This is a genomic window from Mesorhizobium sp. M7A.F.Ca.US.005.03.1.1 (assembly GCF_003997975.1).
In the GTDB taxonomy this organism is placed as follows: domain Bacteria; phylum Pseudomonadota; class Alphaproteobacteria; order Rhizobiales; family Rhizobiaceae; genus Mesorhizobium; species Mesorhizobium ciceri.
Map to the genome: position 1 here is coordinate 61,644 of NZ_RZRO01000021.1, position 15,436 is coordinate 77,079.

Annotated in this window: 14 protein-coding genes; 6 read left to right on the forward strand and 8 right to left on the reverse strand. The window is 64.7% G+C overall.

The genetic code is table 11. The features are described from left to right. Nucleotides 1-16: 16 nt before the first annotated feature. The 6 genes from EN990_RS12145 to EN990_RS12170 all read right to left on the reverse strand — a co-directional run bounded on the left by EN990_RS12145 (nt 17) and on the right by EN990_RS12170 (nt 7,126). Nucleotides 17-673 (reverse strand): methionine ABC transporter permease, encoded by a 657-nt coding sequence (locus EN990_RS12145; RefSeq protein ID WP_127369580.1) that lies wholly within the window; start codon nt 671-673, stop codon nt 17-19. Continuing rightward, entirely contained in the window at nt 654-1,751 is a 1,098-nt protein-coding gene (locus tag EN990_RS12150) for a methionine ABC transporter ATP-binding protein (RefSeq protein ID WP_127384718.1), read from the reverse strand. The genes EN990_RS12145 and EN990_RS12150 overlap by 20 nt, the downstream gene beginning before the upstream one ends. Nucleotides 1,752-1,842: 91 nt before the next feature. After that, nucleotides 1,843-2,697, reverse strand: a complete 855-nt coding sequence (locus tag EN990_RS12155; RefSeq protein WP_127369105.1) for a MetQ/NlpA family lipoprotein — start codon at nt 2,695-2,697, stop codon at nt 1,843-1,845. 244 nt (nt 2,698-2,941) lie between these two features. Continuing rightward, complete coding sequence (locus tag EN990_RS12160; RefSeq protein WP_127384719.1) at nt 2,942-4,429, reverse strand: aldehyde dehydrogenase; 1,488 nt, start codon at nt 4,427-4,429, stop codon at nt 2,942-2,944. Beyond that, on the reverse strand, nt 4,426-5,619 hold the full coding sequence (locus tag EN990_RS12165; RefSeq protein WP_127384720.1) for a cytochrome P450: 1,194 nt from the start codon (nt 5,617-5,619) through the stop codon (nt 4,426-4,428). The genes EN990_RS12160 and EN990_RS12165 overlap by 4 nt, the downstream gene beginning before the upstream one ends. Before the next feature lie 58 nt (nt 5,620-5,677). Continuing rightward, complete coding sequence (locus EN990_RS12170) at nt 5,678-7,126, reverse strand: APC family permease (RefSeq protein ID WP_063170911.1); 1,449 nt, start codon at nt 7,124-7,126, stop codon at nt 5,678-5,680. 173 nt (nt 7,127-7,299) lie between these two features. On the opposite strand from EN990_RS12170, the gene EN990_RS12175 reads away from it, so the two are divergent. The 6 genes from EN990_RS12175 to EN990_RS12200 are packed head-to-tail and all read left to right on the forward strand — an operon-like array spanning nt 7,300 to nt 13,730. After that, entirely contained in the window at nt 7,300-8,070 is a 771-nt protein-coding gene (locus tag EN990_RS12175; protein ID WP_127369102.1) for an IclR family transcriptional regulator, read from the forward strand. Continuing rightward, nucleotides 8,070-9,350, forward strand: a complete 1,281-nt coding sequence (locus tag EN990_RS12180; protein ID WP_127384721.1) for a Tm-1-like ATP-binding domain-containing protein — start codon at nt 8,070-8,072, stop codon at nt 9,348-9,350. The genes EN990_RS12175 and EN990_RS12180 overlap by 1 nt, the downstream gene beginning before the upstream one ends. After that, nucleotides 9,347-10,015 carry an HAD-IA family hydrolase gene (locus EN990_RS12185; protein ID WP_024502132.1) on the forward strand — a complete coding sequence of 223 codons (669 nt, stop codon included), beginning with the start codon at nt 9,347-9,349 and terminating at the stop codon, nt 10,013-10,015. The genes EN990_RS12180 and EN990_RS12185 overlap by 4 nt, the downstream gene beginning before the upstream one ends. Before the next feature lie 19 nt (nt 10,016-10,034). Beyond that, on the forward strand, nt 10,035-11,384 hold the full coding sequence (locus EN990_RS12190) for an aminotransferase class III-fold pyridoxal phosphate-dependent enzyme (protein ID WP_063169695.1): 1,350 nt from the start codon (nt 10,035-10,037) through the stop codon (nt 11,382-11,384). A gap of 34 nt (nt 11,385-11,418) precedes the next feature. Then, on the forward strand, nt 11,419-12,711 hold the full coding sequence (locus EN990_RS12195) for an aminotransferase class III-fold pyridoxal phosphate-dependent enzyme (RefSeq protein WP_127388305.1): 1,293 nt from the start codon (nt 11,419-11,421) through the stop codon (nt 12,709-12,711). Beyond that, entirely contained in the window at nt 12,708-13,730 is a 1,023-nt protein-coding gene (locus EN990_RS12200; protein ID WP_127370162.1) for a phosphotransferase, read from the forward strand. Before EN990_RS12195 ends, EN990_RS12200 begins: the two co-directional genes overlap by 4 nt. Nucleotides 13,731-13,758: 28 nt before the next feature. Here EN990_RS12200 and hpaH read toward each other — a convergent pair whose 3' ends face one another. Next, a complete protein-coding gene (hpaH, locus tag EN990_RS12205) occupies nt 13,759-14,565 on the reverse strand; it encodes a 2-oxo-hept-4-ene-1,7-dioate hydratase (RefSeq protein ID WP_127370161.1) in 807 nt (268 codons plus the stop codon). After that, complete coding sequence (locus EN990_RS12210; RefSeq protein WP_127384723.1) at nt 14,562-15,434, reverse strand: fumarylacetoacetate hydrolase family protein; 873 nt, start codon at nt 15,432-15,434, stop codon at nt 14,562-14,564. The genes hpaH and EN990_RS12210 overlap by 4 nt, the downstream gene beginning before the upstream one ends. Between the last annotated feature and the right edge of the window lie 2 nt (nt 15,435-15,436).

Genomic DNA, 15,436 nt, shown 5'->3' on the forward strand with positions numbered 1-15,436 from the left:
TTCGTCGGCCTAACAATCACCCCCGTCTATCCAGCCTCGCCGCCAACCGATCCCCCACCCATTGGATGCCGCAGACCAGGATGATCAGCACGATGACCACTGCGATCATCACCGACGTCTCAAAACGCTGGTAGCCGTAGCGGATGGCGAGGTCGCCGAGGCCGCCGGCGCCGATGGCGCCGGCCATGGCCGAAGCGCCGATCAAAGTCACCAGCGTCACCGTGAAGCCGGCGACGATGCCGGGCAGGGCTTCCGGCACCAGCACCTCGCGGATGATCGTCCAGCGGTTGCCGCCCATGGCGCGCGCTGCCTCGATCAAGCCGTGGTCGACCTCGCGCAGCGACACTTCGGCGATGCGCGAATAATAGGGCGTGGCGGCGATCGACAGCGGCACGATGGCCGCCCAGGTGCCGATCGAGGTGCCGACGATCAGCCGCGTCACTGGGATCAGCGCCACCAGAAGGATGATGAAGGGCACCGAGCGGAAGCCGTTGATGACCGCGCCGAGCGCGCGGTTGACCCACAGGCTTTCGGCAATGCCGCCGCGTTCGGTGGCGATCAGCGCCAAGCCGAGCGGCAGGCCGAAGACCAGCGAGATGAGGCCGGAAGCGGCCGTCATCAGCACTGTCTCCCAGATCGAACGCAGCAGAAGCTCAAACAGGATTGGCGACATGGCCAAGCACCTCCACCCGCGCCTGGCGGGCCTTCAGGAATGTGATGATGTCAGCGAGATGATCTGCATCGCTGCCGGGAACCGACAGGAACAGCGTGCCGACCGGCTGCTGCTGGACATGATCGATGCCGCCATGGACGAGGCGAAAGGCACCCGGAACAGCAGTGGCAAGGTCGGACAGCAGCGGACTGCTTGCCGCCTCGCCGGCCACGTCGACGCGCAGGATGGTTTCCGCACCGGCCGCCGGCAGCAGCCGCGCTGCCAGCTCGGCCGGCAGCTGCGGCCTGATGGCGCCGAGCAGGCTGCGTGTGATCTCGGAGCGTGGGTCGGCAAACACCGACCAGACCGGCCCTTGCTCGACGATGCGTCCGGCGTCGATCACCGCCACGCGGTCGGCGATGGAACGGATCACCTCCATCTCATGGGTGATCAAAAGGATGGTCAGGCCAAGCTGCCGGTTGATGTCCTTGAGCAGTGCGAGGATGGAGCGCGTCGTCTCCGGATCGAGCGCCGAGGTGGCTTCGTCCGACAGGAGCAGCGCCGGGCGCGCGGCAAGCGCCCTGGCGATGCCGACCCGTTGCTTCTGGCCGCCCGACAGCGACGCCGGATAGGCCTTGGCTTTCTCCGACAGGCCGACAAGATCGAGCAGTTCGGCGGCGCGCTTCAGCCTCTCGGCTTTCGGCCGGCCCTCGATCTTCAGCGGCAGCGCCACATTGTCCTCGACGGTCTTGGCCGACAGCAGGTTGAAATGCTGGAAGATCATGCCGATGCGCCGCCGCAGCGGCTGCAGGTCGCGCTCGCCGAGCCGGCTGATCTCGCGGCCCTCGATGAACACCTCGCCGGAGTCAGGCCGTTCCAGCCCGTTCAGGCAGCGGATCAGCGTCGATTTGCCGGCGCCGCTGCGGCCGATGATACCGAGGATCTCGCCCTTGCGCACGGTCAGCGAAATGCCGTCGAGCGCCGCCGTCACACCGAAATGGCGCTTCAGGTCGACAAGGCGCACGACATCCTGAGATGCGTCGGGCCGGGTCTGGGTCGGATCGGCGGTCTCCCCGGATGCCGTGATATGCTGGTTCATGAATATTCCTGTTCCCGAAAACGCAATCGCGGCCCGCGCCTGAGCGCGGACCGCTGTTGCTCTCGAACCGGGCTTCCGGCCGAGGACCGGATCAATAGGCGCTGAGGCCGGTGCCCTTGTAGACCTTGTCGAACTCGGCCTTCACCGCCTCGTTCTGATAGGAAGCCACCAGCGTCTTCACCCAGGCCTCGTTCTCGTTACCGGTCTTCACCGCGATGAAGTTGCGGTAGGGATTGTCGGCGATAGGCTCCTGCGCGATGCGGTTTTCCGGCGACAGGCCGCTTTTCAGCGCCCAGTCGGTATTGACTACGGCCGCATCGAGATCCTCGACCGAGCGGCCGACGATACCGGCGTCAAGTTCCTTGATCACCACCTTCTTCGCGTTCTCGGCGATGTCGGCGGTGGTGGCCAGAATGCCGGTGCCATCCCTGAGCTTGATCACGCCCTCGTTCTGCAGCACGCGCAGCGCCCGGCCTTCGTTGGAAGGGTCGTTCGGCACGCCGATGACCGCGCCCTCGGGCAGGTCGGCAACCTTCGTGTATTTCTTAGAGTAGAGGCCGATCGGCCAGACGCCGGTATAGCCGACACGGACGATGTGGTAGCCTTGAGTCTTGATCTGGTTGTCGAGATAGGGCTGGTGCTGGAAGGCGTTGGCGTCGATCTCGCCGCGCTCCAGCGCTTCGTTGGGCTGGGTGTAGTCGTTGAATACCACCGTCTCGATGGCAAGGCCCTTTTCGGCGGCTTGCGCGACGACGACGCGCCAGACGTCCTCGTCCTCGCCGCTGATGATGCCGACCTTGATCGCCTTCTTGTCCTCGGCAAACGACGCATGCGGTGCAATCAGGCTGCCGATCGCGACGACCGAGGCGAACAGCAGAGCAAGGCCACTGCGCCGGTTGACGGTTGACCCGGGGGAAGATGGCAAAGTGTTCTTGAAGTCAGTCATGATTGATCTCTGCGGTTGTGAAGTCATGGCAGCGAGGCGGATTGCCTAGCCTTGGTCGCATCCTCAGAAATTCTATCAAGTTTATCAAAGAACGCGTTTCGCCATTCTCGCCAAAGCCGGGAATATTCTCTCAAAATTTTCAAGAGCGTGAGCAAAAGCCGCCGCTTGACCGGCCGCAGCGGATCGCGGCGCGATCTTGCGCGCGTCTGGAGGTCGTCAGATTCTCAGAGAGCTCAGCGTGCCGTCAAAGCGCGATCCAGGCCGTCTTCAGTTCCAAATATTTCTCCAGCGCGTGCAGCGACTTGTCGCGGCCGAAGCCGGACTGCTTGACGCCGCCGAGCGGCACGGTGATGTCGGCGCCGCCATAGGTGTTGACGTGGACGACGCCGGCATTGATGGCGCGCACCATGCGATGCGCGGTGGAGAGATTGGCGGTCCACACCGCGGAGGCAAGCCCGTAGACGGTCGAATTGGCAAGCCGAACCGCCTCCTCCTCGGTCTCGAAGCGCATGACGCCGAGCACCGGCCCGAACACCTCCTCACGCGCCAACTGCATGTCCTGCATGACATTCTCGAAGATCGTTGGCGCCATGTAGCTGCCACCGGTCTCGGTCAGCATCCGCTGGCCGCCGGTGACGAGACGGGCACCTTCTTCCGTGGCCCTGGCGACGAAACCGAGGTTCTTGTCCAGCTGTTCGGCGCTCGACACCGCACCGACATCGTTGGCGAGATCGAGCGGATCGCCGACTTTCAGCCGCATCGTTGCCTGGAGAAGCTCATCCATGAAGCGGTCATAGACCGACGCCTGGACGAGCAGGCGCGAGCCGGCGACGCAGACCTGGCCGGAATTGCGAAAAATGCCGTTGGCCGAGACGACCGCCGCCTGTTTCAGGTCGGGGGCATCGGCAAAGACGATGTTCGGCGACTTGCCGCCGAGTTCGAGGAAGACGCGCTTCAGATTGGAGCGAGCGGAATATTCGAGCAGCCGCCTGCCGACCGGGCCGGAACCGGTGAAGGCGATGGCGTCGACATCCATATGCAGACCGAGCGCCTCGCCGGTGACCGCGCCAAGCCCGGTGACGACGTTGAGCACACCGGCGGGCAAGCCGGCCTCGCTTGCCAGTTCGGCCAGCCGCAGCAGCGTCAGCGAGGCGATCTCCGGCGGCTTCACCACCACGCAATTGCCGGCGGCAAGTGCAGGCGCGATCTTCCAGGCACCGATCATCAGCGGGAAATTCCACGGCACGATGACGCCGACGACGCCGAGCGGCTCCTTGTGGATCAGTCCGAGCACATTCTCGGCCGTCGGCGCTATCTCGCCATAGACCTTGTCGATGGCCTCGGCATAGTAGCGGATGGTGCCTGCCGCCGACAGCGGTTCTGCCTTGTAGGCCATGCCGATCTCGGTGCCGTTGTCGCGCACACCGAGCACGGCGAGCTCATCGGCGTGTTTCTCGACCAGCTCGGCGAATTTCGTCAGCACCTTCTTGCGAAAGGCGGGTGTGGCGCGCGACCACGAGTCCTTCTCGAACGCCTTGCGCGCCGACTTCACGGCGCGGTCGATATCGGCGGCGTTGCCGTCGGCGATGCTGGCGAAAGGTCGGCCGTCGATCGGCGACGTCACCGGCAGGCTTGCGCCGCTTGTTGCCTCGACCTGCACGCCATCGATGAACAGGCCCTGCGCGCCGATCTCCGTCTTGCGCAGCGTTTCGATGGCATTCTGACTGATCATTGGTGACGGACTCCTAGGGAAACATGCAATGTGGTTGGCGCGCGGAATTCCCAGCCGCGAAACACCGGTTCCCTGCTCGGCACAAGGCTGAGATCGGGGAAGCGTTGGAGCAACAGCCGCACCGCAAGGCACATCTGCTCGCGTGCGAAGAACCGGCCCGAACAGAAATGATGGCCGAAGCCGAAGGCGGCATGGTTGCCTTCGTTGCGGTTGATGTCGAAGCGGTCGGGATCGGCAAAGCGGCTCTCGTCGCGGCTTGCCGAAGCGACGAGGGCGGCGACGGCAGCGCCGGCCGGGATCGTCACGCCGCCAAGCTCGACTGCCCGCGTCGTCTGCCGCGTCTGCGTGCCGATCGGCGCCACCCAGCGCAGGCCCTCGTCGACCGCCTTCGGCACGAAAGTCTCGGGATCGGCGAGCACCTGCCGCAATTGCTCGGGACGAGCCAGCAGGCCGGCGAGGATCGAGCCGGCGCCATGTCCGGGCTCCTGCATGCCGCCAAGCAGGATGACCTTGATGCTCGGCATCAGAAAGTCGATCGGCCGCGTCGTGCCCTCCGGCATGCCGTCATGCAGCATATGCGACAGCGCCGAGTCATCTGGCTGGCGCGCAAGTCTTTCCAGCGTCGGCAGGATGGCGTCGCCGACCTCGGCACTGATTGCGTCGGCGATCTCCTGCCGTTTCGGATCGTTCTCGAAATTGATGGCGCCCTGGGCAAGGCCGTAGAACCAGCGGCGCAGCGTCGGCATATCGATGCCGGCAAGGCCGAGCGAGCGCGCCAGGCTGAGCGTCGACACCGGCTCGAAATAATCGGCCATCAGCTCGGCGGAGCCCTGGTTGGCGATCCGGTCCAGAAAAGGTTCGGCAATCGACCGCACGAGGTCGCCGGCATAGGCGGCGACGGTGCGCGGCCGGTATTTCGGGTCGACGCCTTGGCGCAGTTGCTTGTGCGTCTCGCCATCGGTGGTCAGGATGGTCGGCTTGCCGAAGGAACGCTCAACTGGTGACGAGCCGACGACGGCGGAGAAGATCTCGGGCGACTTGGCGACGCTCTCGACATCCTTCCAGCGGGTGACGAACCAAAGATTGACCGCCGGCACGAAAGCGACCGGCGCACTGCGCCTGAGCTCTGCATAGATCGGGTAGGGATCGGCTTCCAATGCCTCGACGGTGATATTTTCGGCAAAGCTCAAATCCGCCACTCCCCTTGTGGTGTAAGGGGCGGCGTGGCATGCCGCCCCTTTGCTTTTCTCAATCTTTCAGCGGCTGGCCGAGGTTTTTGAACGCGACCGGATCGCGGCTCTTCAGCGCGCTGGCCAGCAGCAGGCCGACGATCGCGGCGATCAGCACCAGCCCCGGCAGGAACACGCCAAGGAAACCGCCGGCTCCCGACAGGCTGCCGAAATTGATGACGATCAAATAGATGATGATGACGAAGGCGATGAAGGTCAGCCCGGGCAGGATGGTGGTCTTCAGCGCATTCTCGTGGGCCGCCGGGTTGGCGCGGAAGAACATCACCACGGCAAGCGATGCCACCGCCATCATCACGATGACACCGAGCGTCGCGACATTGGTCAGCCACGAAAACAGCGCCAGCACCGGATCGAGGCCGAGCACGGCGAACAGGCCGACAACGACCGCGGCGAGCACGCTCTGGATGACGGAAGCGACATGTGGGCTCTGGTGCACCGGATGCGTCACGCCGATCGTCTGCGGCAACAGCTTCTCGCGGCCCGAGACGTAGATGTAGCGCGCAACCGCATTGTGGAACGCCAGCACGCCGGCAAACAGGCTCGACACGAACAGGATGCTCATCGCCTGCGAAAGCATCGTGCCGGCGTAGCGGTCGGACAGGCCGAACAGGAAGGTCGTCGGATCCTGCAATCCCTGCAGCGTCGGCAGCAATTTGTCGACACCGGCGCCGACCGCCATCAGCCATGCCGTGAGCATGTAGAAGACGCCGATCAGCACGACCGAGAAATAGGTGGCGCGCGGAATGGTGACCTTTGGGTCGCGGGCTTCCTCGGCATAGATCGTCGTCGCCTCGAAACCGATGAAGGCGGCGAAGCAGAACAGGATGGCGATGGCCGGCGAGCCGCTGACGATCTGGCTCCAGCTGAATGGCGCCGCCGACAGGCCGCTATCGCCGCCGGTCTTGAGGATGGCGATATCGAGGATCAGCACCACAAGATATTCGCACAGCACCAGCACCGTCAGGATCTTGGCGGAGAGGTCGACCTGCCGATAGCCGAGCACGGCGACCAGCGCGATGGCGATGAAGCTCCACACCCACCAGGGCAGGTTGATGCCCCAGCCGGCGAATAGGCCGGCGGTTGCGGCGCCCAGCAGGCCCATGACGCCGATCTGCATGGCGTTGTAGGACAGGATGGCGATCAGCGCCGTGGCGCCGCCGGCCATGCTGCCGAGGCCGCGTGCGGCATAGGCATAGAAGGCGCCGGCATTGCCGACATGGCGTGACATGGCGACATAGCCGACCGCGAACAAAAGCAGCAGCACGGTCACGATGAGATAGGTGCCGGCAAAGCCGGCGCCATTGCCCATCAGCATGCCAAGCGGCGTGCCGCCGGCGACTGCCGTGAGTGGGGCGGCCGCAGAAATCACCATGAAGGTGATGGCGCCGACGCCAAGACTGTTCTTGCGCAGCCTGTTGGCCGGCGCCTGTTCCGAGACTGCTGTCATTGATCCCTCCTGTTTGCAAACCCTTGAGTTCGCCGGCCGAATGGCCTGTCCCATGCACTCTGGTGGTTGGTTCATTATTTGAACCGTTATTTTGAATATAGACTTGCAAACAATGCTGATGCCTGTCAAGTTAATTCACACGTTAAATGATTGTCCCGAACCGGGAGGCAAATTTGAGTACGGTCGGAAAAGCGATCTCGCTTCTGGAGCTGTTCAACGTCGACGAGCCCGAGCTCGGCCTGTCCGATCTGGCGCGCCGCTCGGGCTTCGACAAGGCGACGACAAGGCGGCTGCTGGTAGCGCTGGCCGGCCGTGGTTTCGTCGAGCAGGATGCGGGTACGCGGCACTATCGCCTCGGCGCCGGCCTGTCGCGGCTGGCGCGCATCCGCGAGGCGCGCTTTCCCTTCCTGCAGACGGCCGTTCCGCTGGTGCGGGACCTGGCCGCATCGACGGCCGAGACCGTGCATTTGTCGGAATTCGGCGTCGACAGGCTGGTCACCGTCAACGTCGAGCATCCAGCATGGGCAAACCGGGTCAACATCGACATCGGTCAGTTGCTGCCTTTGCATTCGACCGCGTCGGGCATCGCCTATCTGGCCTTCGCCCGCGACGAGACCGTCAAGGCGTGCCTGACGGGTTCGCTCGATGCCTTCACGGCCCATACGCTGATCGAGCCGGCCGCCATCTCAAGATCCATGGGCGAGGCGCGCGAGCGCGGCTATTCGATCTGCGACCAGGGCTATGAGGAAGGTGTGATCAGCGTCGCGGCGGCAATCCGCGGGGCGGATGGCTTTGCGCTCGGCACCATCGCGGTGGCCGCGCCAAAGGCCAGAACGACGGCAGCCGCGATCGCGGAACGGGGACTTGCGGTGATGGAAGCGGCACGGGAGATTTCGATGCGCCTCAACGGCGAGAACCTGCAAACCCTGAGGAGGCAGGCCTGATGCCCTCGGAGACAGCGCCCCGCATCCTGGTCATCGGCACGGGCGACACAAAGGCCGAAGAGCTGTTGTTCATGAAACAGTGCATCGAGCAGTCGGGCGGCAGCGCCGTGATGATGGATGTCAGCGTGCTCGGCGACCCGCCCTACAGCCCGGACCACGATAAGCACGCCGTGGCGCGGGCGGTGGATGTGACGATCGCCGAGATCGTTTCGAGTGGTGACGAGAACACCGCCATGACGCTGATGGCCGGCGGCGCCGTGCAACTGGTGCGCAAGCTCCATCAAAACGGCGAGATCGACGCCTTCATCGCCATCGGCGGTTCGATGGGAACCGATCTGGCGCTCGACGTGGCGCTTTGCCTGCCGCTCGGCGTGCCGAAATTCGTCGTCTCGACCATCGCCTATTCGCACCTCATCCCACCCGAGCGCGTCGCGCCCGACCTGATGATGATCCTCTGGGCGGGCGGGCTGTACGGCCTCAACTCGATCTGCAGGCTGGTCCTGTCACAGGCCTGTGGTGCGGTCGTCGGCGCGGCGAAAATCGTGCTGGCGTCGCGCGTGTCGGCGCGGGCAACAGGCCCGACCATCGGCATGACCTCGCTCGGCAGCAGCTGCCTGCGCTACATGAAGACGCTGAAGCCGGCGCTGGAACAGCGCGGCTATGACGTTGCCGTCTTCCACACCACCGGGATGGGCGGCCGTGCCTTCGAATCGATTGCCGGCCAAGACCATTTTTGCGCGGTGTTCGATTTCAGCCTGCAGGAAATCACCAATCATCTCGCGGGATCCGTCGTCAGTTCCGGCACCGACCGGCTGGAGAATGCCGGCGCCCGCGGCGTTCCGCAGATCGCAGCACCCGGCGCGGTCGACATGGTCGATCTGCCGACCTGGCAGGATTTGCCGGCTAAATTCTCGACGCGACCGTTTCATGCCCATAACAGGCTGATCGCTTCGATCACCGTCGATGCCGACGATCGCCGCCAGGTCGCCAGGACCATCGCCGCCAAGCTCGGTGCCGCCAGAGGCCGCTCCGCCTTCATCCTGCCGTCCCAGGGCATCCAGGAATGGGACGTGGAGGGCGAGCCGCTCTATGAGCCGGAAGCCCTGGCCGCCTTCACTGACGAAATGCGCAAGGTCATTCCCGCCGGCGTCGAGTTCCACGAGATCGACGCTCACATCAACAGCGACGACTTCGTCGGCAAGGCGCTCGAGATCTTCGACCGCTGGGTCGAGGAAGGCATCGTCCCGCGCGGCAAGCCGGCCAAGGGAGTGGCGGCGTGAGTGCTGTTCCCGCCCAGGCGCTTGTCCTCGATTTCGGCGGCGTCGTCACCCGCACGCTGTTCGAGACCCACGCCTTGACCGAACAGGCGCTCGGCCTCGCGCCGGGGACGCTGCAATGGCGCGGGCCGTTCGATCCGGGCAGCGATCCGCTGTGGCGCGCCATGCAGGCCGACGAGATCAGCGAGCGTGACTATTGGCGCACACGCACAAGCGAGGTCGGCCGTCTGGTGGGCGAGGACTGGCAGGCGATGGAGACCTTCGTCCGGCGCGCGCGAGGGGCCGAGCCGGAAAAGGTGGTGCGGCCGGAGGCTGACAGCACCATTCGCACGGTGCATGCCGCCGGTTTTCGACTGGCCATCCTGTCCAATGAACTCGACCTGTTCTACGGCGCCGACTTCCGCCAGCGGCTGCCGTTGCTCGGCCTCTTCGATGTGATCATCGACGCCACTTACACCGGCATCCTCAAGCCCGACCCGCGTGCCTATGCCTTCGTCACCGAGGCGCTCGGCGTGCCGGCCGGCGCTTGCGTCTTCGTCGACGACCAGCGGCGCAATGTCGATGGCGGCTGTGCTGCCGGCATGCGCACGGTGCATTTCGACGTCGCTCGCCCGGCTCATTCCTATGCCGAGGCCCTCGGCCATTTCGACCTCGTCCCAGTTGCCTGAGATTTTTGCGGAGTCCATTATGCGCGACATCAATTTTCTCACCGAAACCAACGCCAAGCCGATCTGGCATCCGATGGCGCATCCGGCCGAGATGCGGGCAAACCCGCCAAAGGTGATCATGAAAGGCGAGGGTGTGATGGTCACCGACATCGCCGGCAACACCGTGCTCGACGCCGTCGGCGGCCTGTGGAACGTCAATCTCGGCTACAGCTGCGAACCGATCAAGAAAGCGATCGCCGACCAGCTTGGCGCGCTGCCCTATTATTCCGGCTTTCGCGGCACCTCGACCGGCCCGTCGATCGAGCTCGCCTACGAACTCTGCGAATGGTTCGAGCCAGAAGGCATGGTGCGGACGTTTTTCACTTCGGGCGGCTCGGATTCGGTCGAAACGGCACTTCGGCTGGCGCGGCAGTACTGGAAGATCCGCGGCCAGGCCGACCGGACCAAGTTCCTGGCGCTGAAGAAAGGCTATCACGGCACGCATTTCGGTGGCGCGTCGGTCAACGGCAACGCCAATTTCCGCCGCAACTACGAGCCGCTGCTGCCGGGCGTCTTCCACATTCCTGCGCCCTGGACCTTCCGCAACCCGTTCGACGAGACCGACCCAGTGCGGCTGGCAAAACTTTGCGCCAGGGCGCTGGAGGACGAAATCGCCTTCCAGGGCGGCGATACCATCGCCGCGTTCATCATGGAGCCGGTTCTCGGCGCCGGCGGCGTTATTGTTCCGCATGAGAGCTTCATGCCGCTGGTGCGCGAGATCTGCGACCGCCACGAGATCCTTTTGATCGCCGATGAGGTTGTCACCGGCTTCGGCCGCACCGGCGCATGGTCGGGTTCGCGTCTGTCCGGCGTGAAGCCCGATTTCATGACCATCGCCAAGGCGATCACTTCGGGTTATTTCCCGCTCGGCGCCACTTTGATCGGCGCCAAGGTCGCCGATGTCTTCGAGGCCGACAAGACCAGCTTCGGCGCCATCGGCCATGGCTATACCTATTCCGGCCATCCTGTCGGCTGTGCCGCGGGTCTGGCGGCGCTTGCCGAGACCAAACGGCTGCGCCTGAACGAGAACGCGGCCGCGCGTGGTGTCGAACTCGCAGCCGTGCTGGAGGGGCTGAAGGCGAAGCATGCGATCGTCGGCGATGTCCGGTACAAGGGCCTGATGGCGGCGCTGGAGCTGGTCTCGGACCGCGCGACGAAAAAGCCCGCCGACAAGAAGACCATGGCATTGGTTTCGGAGGCGGCCTACGAGGCCGGCGTCATGCTGCGCGTCTCCGGTAACGCCATCATCCTGTCGCCGCCGCTTATCGTCAGCGCCGCGGATGTCGCGAGGATCGGCGAAGCATTGGATGCAGGCCTGTCGAAGGTCTGAAGGTTTATTGGAGAGAACGGAGTTTCGAGACGCAATGACTCAACCGCAAGAAGCGCTGGTTAGCCGGCGCTCGCGCCTGCTCGGTGCGAAATCGCAATTGTTCTATGACGAGCCCGTGCACCTGGTGCGCGGCGAAGGCGTCTGGCTCTACGATGCCGACGGCCGCAAATATCTCGACGCGTACAACAATGTCGCCCATGTCGGCCACTGCCACCCCTATGTGGTCGAGGCCCTGTGCCGGCAGGCAAGCCTGCTCAACACCCACACGCGCTATCTGCACACCGCCATCCTCGACTATGTCGAGCGGCTGACCGCGACCTTCGATGCCAGCCTGCCGACCGCCATCCTGACCTGCACCGGCAGTGAGGCCAACGACATCGCGCTGCGCATGGCGCAGGCCGCCACCGGCCGCATGGGCATCATCGCCACCGACGCCACCTATCATGGCAACACCGCGGCGGTTTCGCAGCTCAGCACCCGCATGCCGCCGGTCGGCGGCCGCGCCCGCCACGTCAGGCTGGTGCCGGCGCCTGACAGCTATCGCCATCCGGCTGCGATGGCCACCGGCAAAGCCTTTGGCGACGCGGTGCGCGAAGCCATCGCCGCGCTGGCAAAGGACGGTATCGGCCTGTCCGGCATCATCCTTTGTCCGCTGCTCGCCAATGAAGGCTTTCCGACGCTCCCATCCGGCTTTTTCGACGACGCGATGCGCGCGGTGCGTGACGCCGGCGGACTGGTCATCGCCGACGAGGTGCAGCCTGGTTTCGGCCGCACCGGCAGTCATTTCTGGGGCCACCAGCGCGCCGGTTTCGTTCCCGACATCGTCACCATGGGCAAGCCGATGGGCAACGGCCATCCAATCGCCGCCGTGGTCACATCAAGGGAGATATTGGCGACCTTCCGCAACGCCTTCCGTTATTTCAACACCTTCGGCGGCAATCCGGTTTCCTGCGCGGTGGCCAATGCCGTTCTCGACGTCATCGAGCAGGAAGATCTCGTTGCCAACGCGCGTGACGTCGGCGCCTATGCACTCAACCTGCTGCGCCCGCTCGCCGATCGCCATGAATGTATCGGCGAGGTCAGGGGCGCTGGCCTGTTCTTCGGCGCCGAACTGGTTCACGACCGCAAGACGCGCGAACCGGCGCCCGACATTGCCGAGCAGGTCGCCAACCGGATGCGCCAGCGCGGCGTGCTGATGGGCAAGACCGGCATCCACGGCAATGTGTTGAAGATCCGCCCGCCAATGCCGTTCTCCCGCGACAATGCCGACTTCCTGATCGGCGTCCTCGACGAAGTGCTTGGCGAAGTCCGCGGAGTGAAGGCGTGAGCGCAGTCTCCGCGCAATCCGAACCCGAGACGGCAGCCGACGTCACGGCGCTGGCCAGGCGCGCGCTCGCCCATTGGGGCATTGATGAGGGTGAGCCGGAGCTGCTGAAATTCCGCGAGAACGCGGTCTTCCGGATCCGTCTGCCCGATGGCCAGCCGGCCGCCATGCGCATTCACCGGTTTGGCTATCACACGGACGCCGCCCTGCGCTCGGAACTGCAATGGATGGGTTTTCTGCAATCGGCCGGCATCGCCACGCCATCTGCGGTCGCCACGCCGGCTGGCGATCTGTTCGTGCTTGTCAGCGCGAACGCCTCAATGCAACCCCGGCAAGTCGATTGCCTGAGCTGGCTGGAAGGCCGCGCCGTCGGCGCGCGAGGCGTGCCGCTGGATTTTACGCCCGAGCAGGCAAGACAGATCTTTACCGAGATCGGGCGAACCATCGCCCACATGCACAATGTCACAGCAGCCTGGACGCCTCCGTCCGGCTTTGCCCGCCATGCCTGGGATTTCGACGGCTTCTTCGGCGCGAACCCGAATTGGGGGCGTTTCGAGACCTCGCCCTTCCTCGACGGTCCTCGCCGGGAGCTGGTTTTGCGGGCGCGCGAAAAGGCCGTGCGCGCGCTATTGACGTATGAACGCAGTGCCCGCAATTTCGGCATCATCCACGCCGACCTGGTGCGCGAGAATGTGCTCGTCCATGATGGTGCGATCCGCATCATCGACTTCGACGATTGCGGCCATGGCTGGCACATGTACGACCTTGCCGTCGCGCTTTACCAGAACCGCGATGAGGCGATCTATCCGCTGATCGAGGCCGCTTTGCTCAAGGGCTATCGGCAGGAGCGCGAACTGACGGCGCGCGACATCGCCGCGCTGCCGCTGTTTTCTGCCTTGCGGGCCTTCGCCTTCCTCGGCTGGGTGCAGAGCCGCGTCGAAGGCGACATCACCAGGGAGGTCGGCCTGCGCATGTCGGCCATCGCAGCCGATGTGGTGATTGCCTATCTGCATGGCGAATAGGGCCGATTGATAAGAACTGGCGGAACCGTCAGCCCTTCGCGAAATGGATGCTGACCGTGCCCGAACTGCCGAAATCGGCGACGATCGTGTCGCCGGGTCGCGCCTCGACCGGACGCACGAACGACCCGGAGAGAACGACCTCGCCGGCAGCGATCGACATGCCGTAGCGGGCGAGCCTGTCGGCCAGCCAGGCAATGCCCATCGCCGGATGGTTGAGCACGCCGGCGCCAAGCCCGGTCTCCTCGACCTCGGCATTGCGCGAGACGATGGCGCCGATCCAGCGCATGTCGGCTTCATCAGGCCGCTGCGGCCGGCCGCCGATGACGATGCCGGCATTGGCGGCATTGTCCGAAATCGTGTCGAAGAAGGTACGCGCCTTCTTGGTCTCGGCATTGACGCGCTCGATGCGCGTATCGAGGATTTCGAGCGCCGGCGTGATGTAGTCGGTGGCGTTGAACACGTCGAAGATCGTCACGCCGGGGCCTTTCAGCGGCGCCTTCATAATGAAGGCGATCTCGGCCTCGACGCGCGGCTGGATAAAGCGGCCGGCGGGAATGGTCGCGCCATCGTCGAAGAACATGTCGTCGAACAGCACGCCCGAATCCGGCGTGTCGATGGCGAGCGCATATTGCATCGCCTTGGAGGTGAGGCCGATCTTCCAGCCCTTCGGCTTCAGCCCGGCATCGATCTTGCGCGTCACCAGCGCTGCCTGCACGCGATAGGCATCCTCCATCGTCGCCTCGGGAAAATCGAGGCTGAGCAGCCGGATCTGGCGGCGTGAGCGCTCGGCCTCGAACAGCCGTGCCGCGGCGTCTTCCACTTGCTCCGGGGTCATGCTGCTTCCTCGTCGACGACGCTGTTTTGAAGCATGCCAATGCCATCGGCCTCCACCTCGATCACATCGCCCGGCTTCAGCCAGATCGGCGGCTCGAAGCGGGCGCCGGCGCCCGTCGGCGTGCCGGTGACGATGATGTCGCCCGGCACCAGCGTGGTGAAGGTCGAGACATAGGCGATAATCTTGCGAAACGAGAAGATCATCCGGCTGGTGCGGTCCTGCTGGCGGATTTCGCCATTGACGCGGGCGGTCAGCGCGATGTCGGCGATCTGCTCCGCGTCGGTGAACGGCACCAGCCAAGGGCCGATCGAGCCGCTGCGGTCGAAATTCTTGCCTTGCGTGACGTTGAACTTGGCATGCCGCACCCAATCGCGGATGGTACCTTCATTGCACAGCGACAGTGCCGCAATATGGCTGAGCGCGTTGGCCTCGGCGATGCGCCGGCCCGCCTTGCCGATGACGATGACGATTTCACCCTCATAATCGAGCTGCGGGGATTCCGGCGGCCGCACCAGCGGCGCGCCATGGCCGACGAAGGAGCGGGGAAAACGGACGAACAGCGACGGATTCGAGGGTGCTGCCTGGCCGTCCTTGTACTCCTCGTTGCGGTCGGGGTAGTTGACGCCGACGCAGATGATCTTTTCCGGCGAAGGGATCGGAATTTCGTAGGCAATGGCGTCGAGCGGGAAATCGACTGGGAAGGCCTCTGCCTCTTCCGCCAGCCGCCGCAAGGCGCCGGCCTCGATCACCTCCCGCAGCGTCGGCCACTGGCCGTGGCGCGCCGACAGGTCGACGACACCCTTGCTGGTGACCGCGCCATAGCGCGCCTTGCCGCCGACGGTGAAGGTGGCGAGCCGTGCGTGGTTCATGC

What these genes read in the sequence shown, in the direction of transcription:
- hpaH (WP_127370161.1), bottom strand. Translation starts at nt 14,565, where the DNA reads ATGACCCCGGAGCAAGTGGAAGACGCCGCGGCACGGCTGTTCGAGGCC.
- EN990_RS12170 (WP_063170911.1), bottom strand. Translation starts at nt 7,126, where the DNA reads ATGACAGCAGTCTCGGAACAGGCGCCGGCCAACAGGCTGCGCAAGAAC.
- EN990_RS12150 (WP_127384718.1), bottom strand. Translation starts at nt 1,751, where the DNA reads ATGAACCAGCATATCACGGCATCCGGGGAGACCGCCGATCCGACCCAG.
- EN990_RS12145 (WP_127369580.1), bottom strand. Translation starts at nt 673, where the DNA reads ATGTCGCCAATCCTGTTTGAGCTTCTGCTGCGTTCGATCTGGGAGACA.
- EN990_RS12210 (WP_127384723.1), bottom strand. Translation starts at nt 15,434, where the DNA reads ATGAACCACGCACGGCTCGCCACCTTCACCGTCGGCGGCAAGGCGCGC.
- EN990_RS12160 (WP_127384719.1), bottom strand. Translation starts at nt 4,429, where the DNA reads ATGATCAGTCAGAATGCCATCGAAACGCTGCGCAAGACGGAGATCGGC.
- EN990_RS12195 (WP_127388305.1), top strand. Translation starts at nt 11,419, where the DNA reads ATGACTCAACCGCAAGAAGCGCTGGTTAGCCGGCGCTCGCGCCTGCTC.
- EN990_RS12190 (WP_063169695.1), top strand. Translation starts at nt 10,035, where the DNA reads ATGCGCGACATCAATTTTCTCACCGAAACCAACGCCAAGCCGATCTGG.
- EN990_RS12180 (WP_127384721.1), top strand. Translation starts at nt 8,070, where the DNA reads ATGCCCTCGGAGACAGCGCCCCGCATCCTGGTCATCGGCACGGGCGAC.
- EN990_RS12155 (WP_127369105.1), bottom strand. Translation starts at nt 2,697, where the DNA reads ATGACTGACTTCAAGAACACTTTGCCATCTTCCCCCGGGTCAACCGTC.